The organism is Streptomyces sp. NPDC058663, from assembly GCF_042716745.1.
GTDB lineage: Bacteria > Actinomycetota > Actinomycetes > Streptomycetales > Streptomycetaceae > Streptomyces.
Genome location: NZ_JBHXRV010000024.1, coordinates 45,124 through 60,054, shown reverse-complemented (window position 1 = coordinate 60,054; position 14,931 = coordinate 45,124). Strand labels below are relative to the sequence as shown.

12 protein-coding genes are annotated in these 14,931 nt (G+C 71.3%); 7 read left to right on the top strand and 5 right to left on the bottom strand.

Going from position 1 to position 14,931, the window contains the following annotated elements; translation table 11 throughout:
• Window positions 1–48 precede the first annotated feature (48 nt).
• Entirely contained in the window at window positions 49–1,206 is a 1,158-nt protein-coding gene (locus tag ACFWVV_RS19040) for a glycosyltransferase (RefSeq protein WP_384352083.1), read from the top strand.
• Window positions 1,203–2,204, top strand: a complete 1,002-nt coding sequence (locus tag ACFWVV_RS19035) for a GDP-mannose 4,6-dehydratase (RefSeq protein ID WP_384352086.1) — start codon at window positions 1,203–1,205, stop codon at window positions 2,202–2,204. The genes ACFWVV_RS19040 and ACFWVV_RS19035 overlap by 4 nt, the downstream gene beginning before the upstream one ends.
• 33 nt (window positions 2,205–2,237) lie before the next feature.
• Here ACFWVV_RS19035 and ACFWVV_RS19030 read toward each other — a convergent pair whose 3' ends face one another.
• Window positions 2,238–2,867 carry a TetR/AcrR family transcriptional regulator gene (locus ACFWVV_RS19030; protein WP_384352089.1) on the bottom strand — a complete coding sequence of 210 codons (630 nt, stop codon included), beginning with the start codon at window positions 2,865–2,867 and terminating at the stop codon, window positions 2,238–2,240.
• A 284-nt stretch (window positions 2,868–3,151) separates the two neighbouring features.
• On the opposite strand from ACFWVV_RS19030, the gene ACFWVV_RS19025 reads away from it, so the two are divergent.
• The 4 genes from ACFWVV_RS19025 (at window position 3,152) to ACFWVV_RS19010 (ending at window position 7,749) form a co-directional block, all read left to right on the top strand.
• Complete coding sequence (locus tag ACFWVV_RS19025) at window positions 3,152–4,120, top strand: tetratricopeptide repeat protein (protein WP_384352092.1); 969 nt, start codon at window positions 3,152–3,154, stop codon at window positions 4,118–4,120.
• 678 nt (window positions 4,121–4,798) lie between these two features.
• On the top strand, window positions 4,799–5,431 hold the full coding sequence (locus ACFWVV_RS19020; RefSeq protein WP_384352095.1) for a DUF6230 family protein: 633 nt from the start codon (window positions 4,799–4,801) through the stop codon (window positions 5,429–5,431).
• Window positions 5,432–5,525: 94 nt separating this feature from the next.
• Window positions 5,526–6,200, top strand: coding sequence for a DUF6114 domain-containing protein (locus ACFWVV_RS19015; protein ID WP_384352098.1), 675 nt, complete (start codon window positions 5,526–5,528; stop codon window positions 6,198–6,200).
• Window positions 6,190–7,749 carry a hypothetical protein gene (locus ACFWVV_RS19010; RefSeq protein ID WP_384352101.1) on the top strand — a complete coding sequence of 520 codons (1,560 nt, stop codon included), beginning with the start codon at window positions 6,190–6,192 and terminating at the stop codon, window positions 7,747–7,749. The genes ACFWVV_RS19015 and ACFWVV_RS19010 overlap by 11 nt, the downstream gene beginning before the upstream one ends.
• A gap of 106 nt (window positions 7,750–7,855) precedes the next feature.
• On the opposite strand, the gene pyk is transcribed toward ACFWVV_RS19010, so the two are convergent.
• The 3 genes from pyk to pta all read right to left on the bottom strand — a co-directional run bounded on the left by pyk (window position 7,856) and on the right by pta (window position 12,709).
• On the bottom strand, window positions 7,856–9,289 hold the full coding sequence (gene pyk / locus ACFWVV_RS19005; RefSeq protein ID WP_384352103.1) for a pyruvate kinase: 1,434 nt from the start codon (window positions 9,287–9,289) through the stop codon (window positions 7,856–7,858).
• Between the two features lie 91 nt (window positions 9,290–9,380).
• The gene (locus ACFWVV_RS19000) at window positions 9,381–10,631 is read right to left on the bottom strand and encodes an acetate kinase (RefSeq protein WP_384422733.1); all 1,251 of its coding nucleotides are present in this window, start codon (window positions 10,629–10,631) and stop codon (window positions 9,381–9,383) included.
• Window positions 10,628–12,709 (bottom strand): phosphate acetyltransferase, encoded by a 2,082-nt coding sequence (gene pta, locus ACFWVV_RS18995; RefSeq protein WP_384352109.1) that lies wholly within the window; start codon window positions 12,707–12,709, stop codon window positions 10,628–10,630. The genes ACFWVV_RS19000 and pta overlap by 4 nt, the downstream gene beginning before the upstream one ends.
• 302 nt (window positions 12,710–13,011) lie before the next feature.
• Between pta and ACFWVV_RS18990 the strand changes: the two genes are divergently transcribed.
• A complete protein-coding gene (locus tag ACFWVV_RS18990) occupies window positions 13,012–14,037 on the top strand; it encodes an ATP-dependent 6-phosphofructokinase (RefSeq protein ID WP_384352111.1) in 1,026 nt (341 codons plus the stop codon).
• A gap of 156 nt (window positions 14,038–14,193) precedes the next feature.
• Here ACFWVV_RS18990 and ACFWVV_RS18985 read toward each other — a convergent pair whose 3' ends face one another.
• Complete coding sequence (locus tag ACFWVV_RS18985) at window positions 14,194–14,832, bottom strand: XRE family transcriptional regulator (RefSeq protein ID WP_384352188.1); 639 nt, start codon at window positions 14,830–14,832, stop codon at window positions 14,194–14,196.
• Window positions 14,833–14,931: the final 99 nt, after the last annotated feature.

The following is a 14,931-nucleotide window of genomic DNA, read 5'->3' as shown; positions in this document are numbered from 1 at the left end:
AACCGGGCTCTTAGATCCTTCTTAAGGATCTTCGTGAGTGTGGCGGCCATGCGCACACCACTCTCAGTCGTGATCGGGGCGGGCGGCACCGGGGGACACATCTACCCGGGGCTCGCACTCGCCGAAGCCCTGCGCCGGGCCGTGCCCGACGCCGTCATCTCCTTCGTCGGCACGACCCGGGGCCTGGAGACGGAGCTCATACCGGGGGCCGGATACCGGCTGCACACCGTCGACATGATCCCCTTCGACCCGTCGCTGGGGGCGAAGAGGTACCTGCTCCCGGCGGCGCTGCTGAAGTCGGGTGCGCAGGCCCGCGCGATCCTCAAGGCGCAGGGCGCACACGTCGCCGTCGGCATGGGCGGCTACCCCAGCGCCCCCGTGATCGTCGGCGCGAGGACGGCCGGGCTGCCGAGCATCATCCACGAGTCGAACGCCGTCCCCGGCCGGGCGAACCAGTTCGCGGCCCGCCTCACCGGCAACATCGCGATCGCCTTCGACCGCAGCCGCGCCCACCTGGCGGGCGGCCGGCACGCCCTGACGGTGGGCATGCCCATCGCCGCGTCCCTCGCCCGCCTCGACCGGGAAGGACTGCGCGCCGAAGCCCGGCGGACCCTGGGCGTCCCCGCGACGGCACGGCTCGTGCTCTTCAACGGGGGAAGCCTCGGCGCCGCCAGGCTCACCGAGGCGGCCACCGGACTCACCGAGCGGTGGCGCGGGCGGGACGACGTACACCTGCTGATCAAGACGGGACCTGCCAAGCTCGCGGAGACCCGGCAGCGGACCGGGGGGAATCCGGTCGCGACCGTCGTGCCGTACCTGGACCGGATGGACCTGGCGTACGCCGCCGCCGACCTGGTCGTCTGCCGGGCCGGGTCCGCGACCGTCGCCGAGCTGGAGACCGTCGGCGTGCCCGCCGTGCTCGTCCCCTATCCGCACGCCCCCGGCGACCACCAGACGCACAACGCCCGGGTGCTCTCCGACGCGGGCGCGGCCCACCTCGTACCGGACGCGGAGACCACCACCGAGCGGCTGGCCGCACTCGTCGAACCGCTGCTCGCAGACCCGGCCCGGCTCGCCGCGATGTCCCGCGCGGTCCGTCCCAGCACCCACGCCCAGGCCGCCGACCTCCTTGCCGCCCAGGTGCTGCGCCTCGCAGACCTTCCCGAACTCAGCCTCGTACAGCGCGAACTGGAGCACACGTCATGAGCAACGACCGTCTCGACTGGAACGGCCGCAAGGTCCTCGTCACCGGAGCTGAGGGCTTCATCGGCTCCACGCTGGTGGACCTGCTCGTGGAGCGGGGCGCGGACGTGCGGGCCTTCGTGCACTACAAGCCGTACGCCGAGAAGGGCTTCCTCAAACACCACCTGACGAACCCGCAGGTCGAGATGTTCGCGGGCGACGTGCGCGACGCGGGCCGGGTGTCGGACGCCGTCGCCGGCACGGACACCGTCTTCCACCTCGCCGCCCTGATCGGCATCCCGTACAGCTACGCCTCGCCCGGCGCCTACGTGCAGACCAATGTCGTCGGCACAGAGAACGTCGCCGAGGCCTGCCGCCGGCACTCCGTCCGCCGCCTCGTCCACACCTCCACCAGCGAGGTGTACGGCACCGCCCTGACCGCCCCGATCAGCGAGCAGCACCCGCTCCAGCCGCAGTCGCCGTACTCCGCCTCCAAGATCGGCGCCGATATGACGGCGCTCAGCTTCCACCACGCCTTCGAGCTGCCGGTGACGGTCGTGCGCCCCTTCAACACCTACGGACCCAGGCAGTCCGCCCGCGCCGTCATCCCGGCCATCCTGGCCCAGCTCCACGCGGGCGCCCGGCAGATCAAGCTCGGCTCGCTCACCCCGACCCGCGACTTCACCTACGTCACCGACACCGCGCGCGGCTTCCTCGCGATGGCGGAGTGCGACCGGGCGCTCGGCGAGACCGTCAACCTCGGCACGGGCCGGGAGATCGCCATCGGCGAGCTGGCGGCCGCGCTGATCGCCGCCTCCGGGAGGGACGCGGAGGTGGTCGTCGACCCCGCCAGGCTGCGGCCCCCGGGCAGCGAGGTCGAACGGCTGCTCTCCGACAACACGCGGGCCCGCGCATGGGCGGGCTGGGAGCCGCGGACGACCCTGGAGGAAGGGCTCGGGCGGACCAGCGAGTGGGTGGCCGAGAACGTCCACCTCTTCGCTTCCGACCGCTACCAGGTCTGACGCCCGCCGGTCAGGGGCGACCAGGCCCGACGACTACCGGCCCTGGACCCCGCCCAGGCCGCTCACCAGCAGCGACGTAAAGCGGTGTGCCCACGCCTCGTCCACCGGTTCCGCGCTGACCAGTGCCCGGTGGACGACGGCGCCGGCGATCACATCGAAGATCAGGTCCGCGTTGCGGGCTGCCTGTGCGGGGGACTCCTCGTACGGCAGTTCGCCGCGGGCCTGCGCGCGTTCCCGGCCCAGCAGGACGAGCCGCTTCTGCCGGTCCACGATCGCCGAGCGGATCCGTTCGCGCAGGGCCAGGTCCCTGGTGGACTCCGCGACCACCGCCATCAGCGCCGTCTTCGTCTCCGGCCGCTCGAGCAGCGCGGCGAACTGGAGCACCACGCCCTGCACGTCAGACGGCAGGCTGCCCCGGTCCGGGAGTTCGAGCTCGTCGAAGAGGACCGCGACCGCGTCCACCACGAGCTCGTTCTTGTGCGCCCAGCGGCGGTAGAGGGTGGTCTTGGCGACCCCCGCGCGCTGTGCGACATCGCCCATCGTCAGCTTCGACCAGCCCAGCTCCACCAGCGCGTCCCGGGTCGCCGCCAGGATCGCGGCGTCCGCGGTGAGGCTGCGGGGACGTCCCGTGCGGGGCGGTGGGGGAGTGGCGGGTGCGGACATGCCGCAGACCATACCGGCGAGCAGGTCGGCTTCCGCAGGTCTGTGACCAGGGATCGTGAGGGAGATCACCGTGCACCCGCGGAGGCCTTGGAGTTACGCTACGACCCGTAGCGAAAGCCCTCCGCCGTCATGGCCGGGCCGAGCGACAACCACTGGCGCCAGGTGGGGACCCGGCGCCCCCGCACCACCGTTCATCAGTACCGTGCGCGGCCGCTCCACGGCAGGCGCACGGCAGTACCGGTACGGCTTTTCCGTAGCGGGGCCCGAGGGGGGAGGATGTACGCATGCAGCCTAGGAACATGTCCATGAGCGGCGTCGTAGACCTCGCCGCGGTGAAAGCGGCCGGCGAGGCCCGCCAGAAGGCGGAGCAGGCCCGCGCCGAGGCCGCCCGGCAGGGTGGCACCGCAGCCGTGCCCGCCTCCCACCTCGTCTTCGACGTCGACGAGGCAGGGTTCGAACGAGACGTCCTCCAGCGCTCCGCAGAGGTCCCGGTCGTCATCGACTTCTGGGCCGAGTGGTGCGAGCCGTGCAAGCAGCTCGGCCCGTTGCTGGAGCGCCTCACCCAGGAGTACCAGGGCCGGTTCGTCCTGGCCAAGGTCGACGTCGACGCCAACCAGATGCTGATGCAGCAGTTCGGGATCCAGGGCATCCCGGCCGTCTTCGCCGTCGTCGCGGGGCAGGCCCTGCCGCTCTTCCAGGGGGTCGCCCCCGAGCAGCAGATCCGCGAGACCCTCGACCAGCTGATCCAGGTCGGCGAGGAGCGTTTCGGTCTGACCGGTGTTCAGGTCGCCGCGGGGGACGCGCCCGCCGAGGCCGAGGCCGCCGTACCGGCGGGTCCTTACGACGCCCTGCTCGACGCGGCGGTGGACGCGCTCAACGCCAATGACTTCGCCGGCGCCGTCCAGGCGTACCGGAACGTTCTCGCGGACGACCCGGCGAACCCGGACGCCAAGGCCGGTCTCGTCCAGGCCGAACTGCTCGGCCGCGTGACCGGGCTGGACCCGCAGCAGACCCGCAAGGACGCGGCCGAGCGCCCGGCGGACCCGGCCGCGCAGATCGCCGCGGCCGAGCTGGACTTCGCGGGCGGCCACGTCGAGGACGCCTTCGCGCGGCTCGTCGACACGGTGCGCGTCACCTTCGGCGACGACCGGGACGCGGCGCGGGTCCGCCTGCTGGAGCTCTTCGACGCCATCGGCGCCGACGACCCCCGGGTGAGCGCGGCCAGGACGGCACTCGCGCGGGTGCTTTTCTGAGCGAAGCCGCTGCGGTACGAGGGTGGTTCGGGGTGCATATGAGGCTTCTGGGTCCTTAAACCTCCACCACCCCGCAACCCGCCCCCGCAGCACCCGCGATGCCCTCCGGCAGCGCGCTGATTTGGCGACACAGTGACGAGACGCGGCCGCGCTTTACCAAAAATTGGTAAGCGCGGCCGCTGTTACTCGCAGTAAGGCGAACTCGCCCTTCTGTCCGCCTTCTTGCGGCAATCTCCTGCTTTTCCGCGTCACCCGGAGCAGTGGTCCGCGACCCTGCGAGACCGGGCGGCGGCGCTTCGGTTATCCCCCCGTTACCAGCGAGTAACGAACCCTCTTGTGCCGAGCCCCGCCATGCACCACGATCGGCCACGCTCGGTCCTTCACCCACGCCTGACAATTCGGTCGGGCCGTGGGTCGCCAGGGTCCCCACCGGGCGGGCCGGCGGCCTGCCGCCGGCTCTGGACAGGGGGGTCCCCGCCGGATCGGCGGGGCCTGTCCAGCAGGTTGCGCGAACGCGTGGCCAGTGGTTGTCGCTCGGGGTGAGCGCCGGTGGTTTCGGACGTGGCTCGCGCCCAAGGCTCCGACGCGGGCGCTCGTACTCCGAGGACGTAGCACTCTCCCATCCCAGGACGGGCCCTGCCCGTACCGGAGATGTACGTCCGAGAAGGAGGAAAGTACATGAGCTCAGCAGTACGCGGTGGAACCAGATGGCGTCGGTTCGCCGTCGTGATGGTGCCGAGCGTGGCCGCGACCGCCGCGATAGGCGTCGCCATGGCACAGGGGGCGCTGGCGGCCTCGTTCAGCGTCTCCGGCCAGGACTTCAAGGTCACGGCGGACAAGCTGGACGGCAAGGGCTTCGTGCAGTACGGCAGTCTCGCCACCGGCACCGATCTGAAGGGGAACCCGACCGCTCACCCGGTCGCGGTCTCCGGCTTCAAGACCGCCGACATCACCAACATGTGCCAGTCGGTCGTCACGCCCGGCGTCCCGGTCTTCGGCAGCGTCAGCCTGGTGCTGACGGCGGGCACGGGCGGTACGCCGGTGCACGCCGAGAACATCTACCTCGACGTCGCCGAGCTCGACGCCGACGCGGAGTTCTCGAACATCGACATCGGTGTCGCGGCGGGCGAGGCCAAGAAGGGCCCGGGCATCCAGCCCAACACCCAGGCCAACAAGTTCGGCTTCGCCCAACAGGCCGACACGGCCGTGCTGACCAAGGTGAAGCAGCGCGCCTGGGCGACCTCGGCGGGCACCTTCAAGCTCAGCGGCCTGAGCCTGCGCCTGCACAAGGGCGTCAAGGAGTGCTACTAAGCACCCCCTGCGGGCGGGACACCCCTCTGGCGTCCCGCCCGCTCCCTCGCCCTCCTCTTCTGCACAGCAACACCGGTTCCAGGGAGCTGTTTTCATGAGCGCCGAGACCTCGGTTCCGAGCCAGAGCCGCGACTTCCACTACTGGCGGCTGCGCTTTCGCGCCTGGCGGGGCGTCCGGCCGTTCTGGGCGGGACTCCTCACCATCATCGGTGGCGTCCCGATCCTGTACTTCCCGTACAACGACGTCAGGATGGGCGCGCTCACGCTCACCATGGCGACCACGACGGGCGCCGGATCGCTGATCATCGGCGTGCTGCTGGTCACGCTGGGCCTGACGATGTGGTTCCACTCCATCGTGCGGATCTTCGCCGGGGTGGCCTCGATCCTGCTGGCACTGGTGTCCATCCCGGTGTCCAACATCGGCGGATTCCTCATCGGCTTCCTGCTCGCGATGGTGGGCGGTGCGCTGTCCATCGCCTGGGCACCGGCCAAGCCCGCCACGGAGCCGGAGGCTTCGGCCTCGGTTTTGGCCCCGGCTTCGGCTTCGGCCCCGGCTTCGGCCGCGGCTCCGGCTCCGGCTCCGGCTCCGGTATTCGGTTCCGCTCCCGCCGCCGAGCAGACCATGGCCCTGGGTCAACTGCCGCGGCCATCGGAGCCGCCGAGGACCGACCTCACCAAGAGCGAGACGCCGGGAAGCGGTGCGGGACCGGACACGAGCACGACCGACCCATCCGTCGACGCCAAGGGCAGGAGGAACAGTGCGGGGTGACGAGGCCCAGGTGAACGTGGCCGGGGGAGAGGCGGTGCGCGCGAGAAGCGGGCCGCGCCACGCGGCTCCACGGAAGTCGCTGCTGACCAAGCTCCACATGCCGGCGGGCAAGGCGCTGGCCCTCGCGGCGATGCCGACGGCGGTGTTCGTCGGGATGAGCCTGACGCCGAAGCTGGCGATGGCCGCGGACGAGCCGGCGAACCCGTTCGCCCCCGGCCCGTGCGTGACGCAGCCGGACGCGGCCGACGAGGACGCCGACGGCAAGCCCGGCAAGGACGCCGAGGGCAAGGACGCCGCCGGCAAGGACAAGGCGGCCGCCGAGAAGGACAAGGCCGGGGAGGGCGCCGGGGACGGCGCCGCGGACGGTGCGAAGCCGGGCACGACCCCGGCCCCGGGCGCCACCCGGGCCCCCGGCAAGGGCGGCACGCAGGCCCCCGGCAAGGGCGGCACGCAGGATCCGGCGGACGACGCCGCGGACCCGCCGGCCAAGAAGCCGGCGGACGGCGCCGCCCCGGCGCCCGCCACGACGGAGCCGGAGCCGGAGCCCGAGAACCCGCTCGACCCGCTGGGCGTCGGCGACAAGATCAAGGACTTCTTCGACGGCCTCGGCGGCAAGAAGCAGGAGACCCCGGCAGCCCCCTCAGCCCCCGCCACCTCGGCCCCCGCCCCGAAACCGACCCCGAAGGCAGAAGCCCCGGCCGCTCCGGGCAGCGGCGCGGCGGCCCCCAAGGGCACCGGGGGGGCCAAGGCGCCGACTGCCGGCGTCGGCGGGGCGGCGAAGGACGGGGGCGCCGAGGACGCACGCGAGCAGAAGGCCGAGGGCGCCAAGAAGGCCGAGGAAGCCAGAAAGGCCGAGGAGGCCAAGGACGCGCTCGACAAGGCCGCCAAGGATGCCAAGGCCAAGGCGGACGCCGCCGCGGAGAAGACCGAGAAGGTGATCCGCGACGCCGCCGAGAAGCTCGGCATCGAGGTCGCCGACCTCGACCAGGACGGCGACGGCAAACCCGACCTCGTCCCGAACGCCGACGGCACCCTCCCCTTCCCGTGCCCCGCCGCCGACCCCCAGGCCCTCGCGGACGCGAAGCTGGAGCCGGGCATCCCCGCCCTGCCGGACGACCCGTGGACGCTGGAAACGTCGATGCTGACCCTGCGGGGCCTCAACTACGAGGGCATCGTCGAGGTCCGCACCGCGGGCGGGAAGATCAAGAAGGTCCTGAAGTTCACCGCCAAGGAAACGGACATCAAGGACCTGCACCAGATGACCGTGGGCCCGGGCGGCACCACCGGTCACGTCCAGGCGAGCAAGGGCTCCACCTCGACCCTGCGCCGGGGCACGGTCACGATGTACACGGAGGAGCTGAAGGGCAACCTCTTCGGCCTCATCCCGGTCACCTTCAGCCCGCAGACCCCGCCTCCGCTGAACGTCCCCATCGCGATGTTCACCAAGGCGAAGGTCACCCAGGCCGGTCAGTTCGGCGGCACCCTGACCGTCCCCGGCCTGCACAACTACTTCACGGGCCCGGGCACCGGGCAGGCGGCGGCCGACTAGCCGGCCCGCGCCACCCGGCACGCGGACGGCCCGCCTCCAGCATCAGCTGAAGACGGGCCGTCCGCGTTTGCCCGCGCGCCAAGGGCGATCAGGGTGCCGGCCGCCCTCAGGCAGCGGACCCTTCGCCGCCCAGGTGGTGCACCCGCACCATGTTCGTGGTGCCGGGGATGCCGGGGGGCGAGCCCGCCGTGATGATCATGGTGTCGCCGCTGTTGTAGCGCTGGAGCTTCAGCAGCTCGGCGTCGACCAGGTCGACCATGGCGTCCGTGTTGTCCACGTGCGGGACCACGAAGGACTCGACGCCCCAGCTCAGCGCGAGCTGGTTGCGGGTGGCCTCGTCGGTGGTGAATGCCAGGATCGGCTGGGCCGTGCGATAGCGCGACAGCCGGCGGGCCGTGTCACCGGACTGGGTGAAGGCGACCAGCGCCTTGCCGTCCAGGAAGTCCGCGATCTCGCACGCGGCACGGGCGACGGAACCGCCCTGGGTGCGGGGCTTCTTGCCCGGGACGAGCGGCTGGAGCCCCTTCGACAGCAGCTCCTCCTCGGCCGCGACGACGATCTTCGACATCGTCTTGACGGTCTCGATCGGGTACGCGCCGACCGAGGACTCGGCGGACAGCATGACCGCGTCCGCACCGTCCAGGATCGCGTTGGCGACGTCGGACGCCTCGGCGCGCGTGGGGCGCGAGTTGGTGATCATCGACTCCATCATCTGGGTCGCGACGATGACCGGCTTGGCGTTGCGGCGGCACAGCTCGATGAGGCGCTTCTGCACCATCGGGACCTTTTCGAGCGGGTACTCGACGGCCAGGTCGCCACGGGCCACCATCACACCGTCGAACGCCATGACGACGCCCTCCATGTGCTCGACGGCCTGCGGCTTCTCCACCTTGGCGATGACGGGGACCCGGCGGCCCTCCTCGTCCATCACCTTGTGGACGTCCTTGACGTCGTCGGCGTCGCGCACGAAGGACAGGGCGACCAGGTCGCAGCCCATCCGCAGGGCGAAACGGAGGTCGTCGACGTCCTTCTCCGAGAGGGCCGGGACGTTGACCGCCGCGCCGGGCAGGTTGATGCCCTTGTGGTCGGAGATGACGCCGCCCTCGATGACGATCGTCTTCACCCGGGGACCGTCCACCGAGACGACCTTCAGCTCGACGTTGCCGTCGTTGATGAGGATCGGGTCGCCCTTCTGGACGTCGCCCGGCAGGCCCTTGTACGTGGTGCCGCAGATGGACTTGTCGCCCGGGACGTCCTCGGCGGTGATGGTGAACTCGTCCCCGCGGACGAGCTCGACGGGGCCCTCGGCGAACTTCGCCAGACGGATCTTGGGGCCCTGGAGGTCGGCGAGCACGCCCACCGCGCGGCCGGTCTCGGCAGCGGCCTGGCGGACGCGGTCGTACCGGCCCTGGTGCTCCTCGTGGGTGCCGTGGCTGAAGTTGAATCGGGCCACGCTCATGCCGGCTTCGATCAGAGCGACGAGCTGCTCGTGCGAGTCGACGGCGGGGCCAAGGGTGCAGACGATTTTGGAACGGCGCATAAGGCGGATCCTATCGGTTTGTTTCGCTGCGGAATATTCCGTCTGGTGGAATGTACAAATGGGCGGGCAGGTGCTCAGACGGGCTCCGGAATCAATTGCCGACGAGGTCGTAGACCTGCATCGCGATTTCCAGTTCTTCGTCCGTCGGTACAACGGCCACGGCTACCCGTGCGTACTCCGGAGAAATGAACCGGGGTTCGTCGGAACGTACAGAATTGAGCTCCGCGTCCACTGCCAGACCCAGCTCCTCCAGACCCGCCACGGCTGCCGCGCGCACCGGTGCCGCGTTCTCGCCGACGCCCGCCGTGAAGGCCACCGCGTCCACCTTGCCGAGGACGGCGCAGTACGCGCCGATGTACTTCTTCAGCCGGTGGATGTAGATCTCGAAGGCGAGTTCGGCCTGCTTGTCGCCCGCGTCGATGCGCCGGCGGATTTCCCGCATGTCGTTGTCGCCGCAGAGCCCGACAAGACCGCTCTTCTTGTTGAGGAGCGTGTCGATTTCGTCGCTCGACATTCCCGCAACCCGCTCCAGGTGGAAGATCACCGCCGGGTCGAGGTCACCGGACCGGGTGCCCATGACCAGGCCTTCGAGCGGGGTGAGCCCCATCGACGTGTCGACGCACCGGCCGCCCGCGACGGCGGAGGCCGAGGCGCCGTTGCCCAGGTGCAGCACGATGACGTTGACCTCGGAGGGGTCCTTGCCCAGCAGCGCCGCCGTCCTGCGCGAGACGTAGGCGTGCGAGGTGCCGTGGAAGCCGTAGCGGCGGATGCGGTGCGCGTCGGCGGTCTCGACGTCGATCGCGTACCGGGCCGCGTACTCCGGCATCGTCGTGTGGAACGCGGTGTCGAACACGGCGACCTGGGGGAGGTCGGGCCGCAGCGCCCTGGCCGTCCTGATGCCGGTGATGTTCGCCGGGTTGTGCAGCGGGGCGACCGGGACCAGGCGCTCGATCTCCGCCATGACCTCGTCCGTGATGACGGTCGGCGCGGAGAACTTCAGTCCGCCGTGCACCACCCGGTGGCCGATCGCCGCGAGCTCGGGGGAGTCCAGGCCGATCCCGTCGGCGGCCAGCTCCAGGGCGACCGCCTGGAGCGCCTCGGAGTGGTCGGCGAACCGGATCTCCTGGACGCGCTTGGCTCCGGCGCCCTCGCCGGTCAGCGGCGTGTGCACCAGCGCGGAGGTGTCCTCGCCGATCTTCTCGACCAGGCCGACGGCCAGCCGCGACCGGTCGCGCATGTCCAGCAGCTGGTACTTCACCGACGAGGAGCCGGAGTTGAGAACGAGGATGCGGGTGGGGGAAGCAGTCACGGAAGTGCCTATCGGTACGGGTACGGAGGTCATGCGCTCTCGCCCTGGGCCTGGATCGCGGTGATCGCGACCGTGTTGACGATGTCCTGCACGAGGGCGCCGCGCGACAGGTCGTTGACCGGCTTGCGCAGGCCCTGGAGGACGGGTCCCACGGCGACGGCGCCCGCCGAGCGCTGCACCGCCTTGTAGGTGTTGTTGCCGGTGTTCAGGTCCGGGAAGATCAGCACGCTCGCCTGGCCCGCGACCTCGGATCCTGGCAGCTTGGTCGCGGCGACCGAGGGCTCCACGGCGGCGTCGTACTGGATCGGCCCCTCGACCAGCAGGTCGGGACGCGAGGAGCGGACCAGCCCGGTGGCCTCGCGGACCTTGTCGACGTCCGCGCCCGCCCCGGAGGTGCCGGTGGAGTACGACAGCATCGCCACCCGGGGCTCCACCCCGAACTGGGCGGCGGTGGCCGCCGACTGGATCGCGACGTCCGCGAGCTGCACCGCGTCGGGGTCCGGATTGACCGCGCAGTCGCCGTACACCAGCACCTTGTCGGCCAGGCACATGAAGAAGACCGAGGAGACGATTCGGGCGTCCGGCTTGGTCTTGATGATCTCGAAGGCGGGGCGGATGGTGGCCGCGGTGGAGTGCACCGAGCCGGAGACCATGCCGTCGGCCAGCCCCTCCTGGACCATCAGCGTGCCGAAGTAGTTCACATCGGCGACCACGTCGTGCGCCAGCTCCACGGAGACGCCCTTGTGGGCGCGCAGCTGGGCGTACCGCTCGGCGAAGGACTGCCGCAGCTCGGAGGTCTGCGGGTCGATCAGCTGGGTGGTGCCGAGGTCGACGCCCAGGTCGGCGGCCTTCTTGCGGATGACGTCCACGTCGCCGAGCAGGGTGAGGTCGCAGACGTCGCGGCGCAGCAGCACGTCGGCCGCGCGCAGTACGCGCTCCTCGGTGCCCTCCGGCAGCACCACGCGGCGGCGGTCCGAGCGGGCCTGCTCCAGGAGCTCGTGTTCGAACATCATCGGGGTGACCCGGCTGCTGCGCGCCACCGACATCCGGTTCAGCAGGTCCGCGGTGTCCACGTGCCGCTCGAAGAGGCCCAGTGCGGTCTCCGCCTTGCGCGGGGTGGCCGCGTTCAGCTTGCCCTCCAGGGCGAACAGCTCGCCCGCGGTCGGGAAGGAGCCGCCTGCCACCGAGACCACCGGGGTGCCGGGCGCGAGCCGCGACGCGAGCGTCAGGATCTCCTTGCCGGGGCGCTCGTCGAGGGTGAGCAGCACGCCCGCGATCGGCGGGGTGCCCGCACTGTGCGCGGCCAGCGAGCCCACGACCAGGTCGGAGCGGTCGCCGGGGGTGACGACCAGGCAGCCGGGGGTCAGCGCGTTGAGGAAGTTCGGCAGCATGGCGCCGCCGAAGACGAAGTCGACGGCGTCGCGCGCCAGGCCGGAGTCGTCACCGAGCAGGACCGTGCCGCCCAGTGCCTGGGTGATCTGTGCGACGGTCGGCGCGGACAGGGCGGCGTCGTCGGGGAGCACGTACGCGGGCACCGGCAGGCGGCGGTTGTCGTTGAGCTTCTCCGCTATCTGGGCGCGGTCGGGCGGCGACACCCGGTTCACGACCAGGGCCAGTACGTCGCAGCCCAGGCCGTCGTAAGCGCGGTAGGCGTTGCGGGCCTCGGCGCGGACCGATTCGGCGAACTGGTTCCTGCCGCCGACGACGGGGATGACCGAGGCGCCGAACTCGTTCGCCAGGCGTGCGTTGAGCGCCAGCTCGTCGGGGAGCTGGGTGTCGGCGAAGTCCGTACCCAGTACGAGCACCACCTCGTACCCGCGCGCCACCCGGTGGAAGCGGTCCACGAGCTGGGAGACCAGCTCGTCGGTGCCCTTCTCGGCCTGCAGGGCGGACGCCTCCTGATAGTCCATCCCGTACACCGTCGCCGGGTCCTGGGACAGCCGGTAGCGGGCCCGGAGCAGGTCGAAGAGGCGGTCGGGCCCGTCGTGCACCAGCGGGCGGAACACGCCCACCCGGTCCACCTGGCGGGTCAGGAGTTCCATGACTCCCAGCTCGACGACCTGGCGGCCGTCCCCCCGGTCGATGCCGGTCACGTACACGCTGCGTGTCACGCGTGCTCTCCGTCTCGTCTCGTCGTCTGTCCTCCGCAGGGCTCCGGGCAGCCGGCGAACCGGCTGCCCGACTCCACTGCGACCAGCATTTTTGCTGAGTTTGTACGGATAGGGTGGTCTTGCACCCTTGACAATACCTTTGGGCGTCGGTAGGGCGCCCGCCGGAGAAGGTCCCGCGGACAAGGGCCAAAGACCCCCTGTCCCGCTTGTCCCGGAGTATCCGGAAGCGCGCCGCGCATGCGGGCCGTGGAACAATTGGAACCTGGCTCACAAGTACCACCAAGAGCAGGAGACACAGCACGATGCGTATCGGAGTTCTCACCGCAGGCGGCGACTGTCCTGGGCTGAACGCCGTGATCCGGTCGGTCGTGCATCGCGCGGTCGCCGGCCACAACGACGAGGTCATCGGGTTCGAGGACGGCTTCAAGGGCCTCCTCGACGGTCACTACCGCCCCCTCGACCTCAACGCGGTCAGCGGCATCCTGGCTCGCGGCGGCACCATCCTCGGCTCGGCCCGGCTGGAGCGCGACCGGCTCCGCGAGGCCGCCGAGAACTGCGCCGAGCTCACCGCCAAGTACGGTATCGACGCCCTGATCCCGATCGGCGGCGAGGGCACCCTGACCGCCGCCCGGATGCTGTCGGACGCGGGCATGCCCGTCGTCGGCGTACCGAAGACCATCGACAACGACATCAACGGCACCGACCGCACCTTCGGTTTCGACACCGCCGTCGGCGTGGCCACCGAGGCCATAGACCGCCTCAAGACCACCGCCGAGTCGCACCAGCGCGTCATGGTCGTCGAGGTCATGGGCCGGCACGCCGGGTGGATCGCCCTGGAGTCCGGCATGGCGGGCGGCGCCCACGGCATCTGCCTCCCGGAGCGACCCTTCGAGGTGGACTCACTGGTCAAGATGGTCGAGGAACGCTTCGCGCGTGGCAAGAAGTTCGCCGTCATCTGCGTCGCCGAAGGCGCGCGCCCGGCCGAGGGGACCATGCCGTACGAGAAGGGCGTCATCGACCAGTTCGGCCACGAGCGCTTCACCGGCATCGGCACCCGCCTCGCCGTCGAACTGGAGGGCAGGCTCGGCAAGGAGGCCCGCCCGGTCATCCTCGGCCACGTCCAGCGCGGCGGCACCCCCACCGCCTACGACCGCGTCCTGGCGACCCGCTTCGGCTGGCACGCGGTGGAGGCGGCGCACGCCGGGCACTTCGGCAAGATGACGGCGCTGCGCGGCACGAGCATCGAGAGGGTGCCGCTCGCCGAGGGCGTCCACGAGCTGAAGACGGTCCCGGCCCACCGGATGGACGAGGCCGAGTCGGTCTTCTAGCCGGACGCCGGGGGCCGGGCCGGTCGCTCGCTGGACGCGGTGCCGGGCCGGCTCCCTGCCGGAAGGCGGTGGGTCGGCTCCCTGCCGTAAGGCGCCGGGGCCGTTTCCTTGCCGACGTGAGGGGCCGGGGCAGGCCGCCGCGCGGGAACGCAGGGCTCAGCGGGGGCCTTCGGCGCGCTCCCAGAACCGGGCCACTATGTCCTCCAGGAACTCCCGGCCCGCCGCACCGTCCCCCGCGTCCCCGACACCGCCTCCCCAGCCCAGTGTCGCCACCATTCGCGACTGGTAGTCGGCGTGCAGCCGCAGCAGTACGTCCTCCAGTACGCCGCCCTCCAGTGCTGCCCGCGGCACCGGCAGCAGCTTGGCCAGCGGCCGTACGTACGCCTGCCAGCGGGTCGTCACCGCGCTCCGCAGCAGTTCGGCCAGCTCCTCGTCGCGGCCGGCCGCGGTCACGAACTGGGCGGGGCTCAGGGAGAGTTCGGCGGCCAGCGCGGCGGACTGCCGTTCGTTGCCGCGCCACTTTCCCGTCTCCTCCATCCGTACGTACGCGTCCGCCCCGAGCCCGACCCGGCGGGCCAGGTCGGCCGCGTCGAGGCCGTGCGCGGTGCGGTGCTCGCGCAGGGTGCGCGCGGCATGCAGCAGTTCGGCCGGCGCGCACCACAGCACCCCGGCCAGGGCGGTCACCTCACGGCTGCTCGGGGCACGCAGCCCGCTCTCCCAGGCGGCCACCAGCTCGGGGCCCACATCCAGCCCGTACTGCGCGCGCAGCCCGTAGGCGACATGGCCGTGCACCATCCCGAGCGCCTCCCGGAGGCGGCGTGCGGCGGGCGCGTCGAAGGGCGGCGGGGCTTCGGACGGGGGAACGGCGGGGGGCTGGCGCACCGGCCCACGGTA

Coding starts and splice junctions, on each gene's coding strand:
- ACFWVV_RS19040 (WP_384352083.1), top strand. CDS start 49: ATGCGCACACCACTCTCAGTCGTGATCGGGGCGGGCGGCACCGGGGGA.
- ACFWVV_RS19035 (WP_384352086.1), top strand. CDS start 1,203: ATGAGCAACGACCGTCTCGACTGGAACGGCCGCAAGGTCCTCGTCACC.
- ACFWVV_RS19030 (WP_384352089.1), bottom strand. CDS start 2,867: ATGTCCGCACCCGCCACTCCCCCACCGCCCCGCACGGGACGTCCCCGC.
- ACFWVV_RS19025 (WP_384352092.1), top strand. CDS start 3,152: ATGCAGCCTAGGAACATGTCCATGAGCGGCGTCGTAGACCTCGCCGCG.
- ACFWVV_RS19020 (WP_384352095.1), top strand. CDS start 4,799: ATGAGCTCAGCAGTACGCGGTGGAACCAGATGGCGTCGGTTCGCCGTC.
- ACFWVV_RS19015 (WP_384352098.1), top strand. CDS start 5,526: ATGAGCGCCGAGACCTCGGTTCCGAGCCAGAGCCGCGACTTCCACTAC.
- pyk (WP_384352103.1), bottom strand. CDS start 9,289: ATGCGCCGTTCCAAAATCGTCTGCACCCTTGGCCCCGCCGTCGACTCG.
- ACFWVV_RS19000 (WP_384422733.1), bottom strand. CDS start 10,631: ATGACCTCCGTACCCGTACCGATAGGCACTTCCGTGACTGCTTCCCCC.
- ACFWVV_RS18990 (WP_384352111.1), top strand. CDS start 13,012: ATGCGTATCGGAGTTCTCACCGCAGGCGGCGACTGTCCTGGGCTGAAC.
- ACFWVV_RS18985 (WP_384352188.1), bottom strand. CDS start 14,832: ATGGTGCACGGCCATGTCGCCTACGGGCTGCGCGCGCAGTACGGGCTG.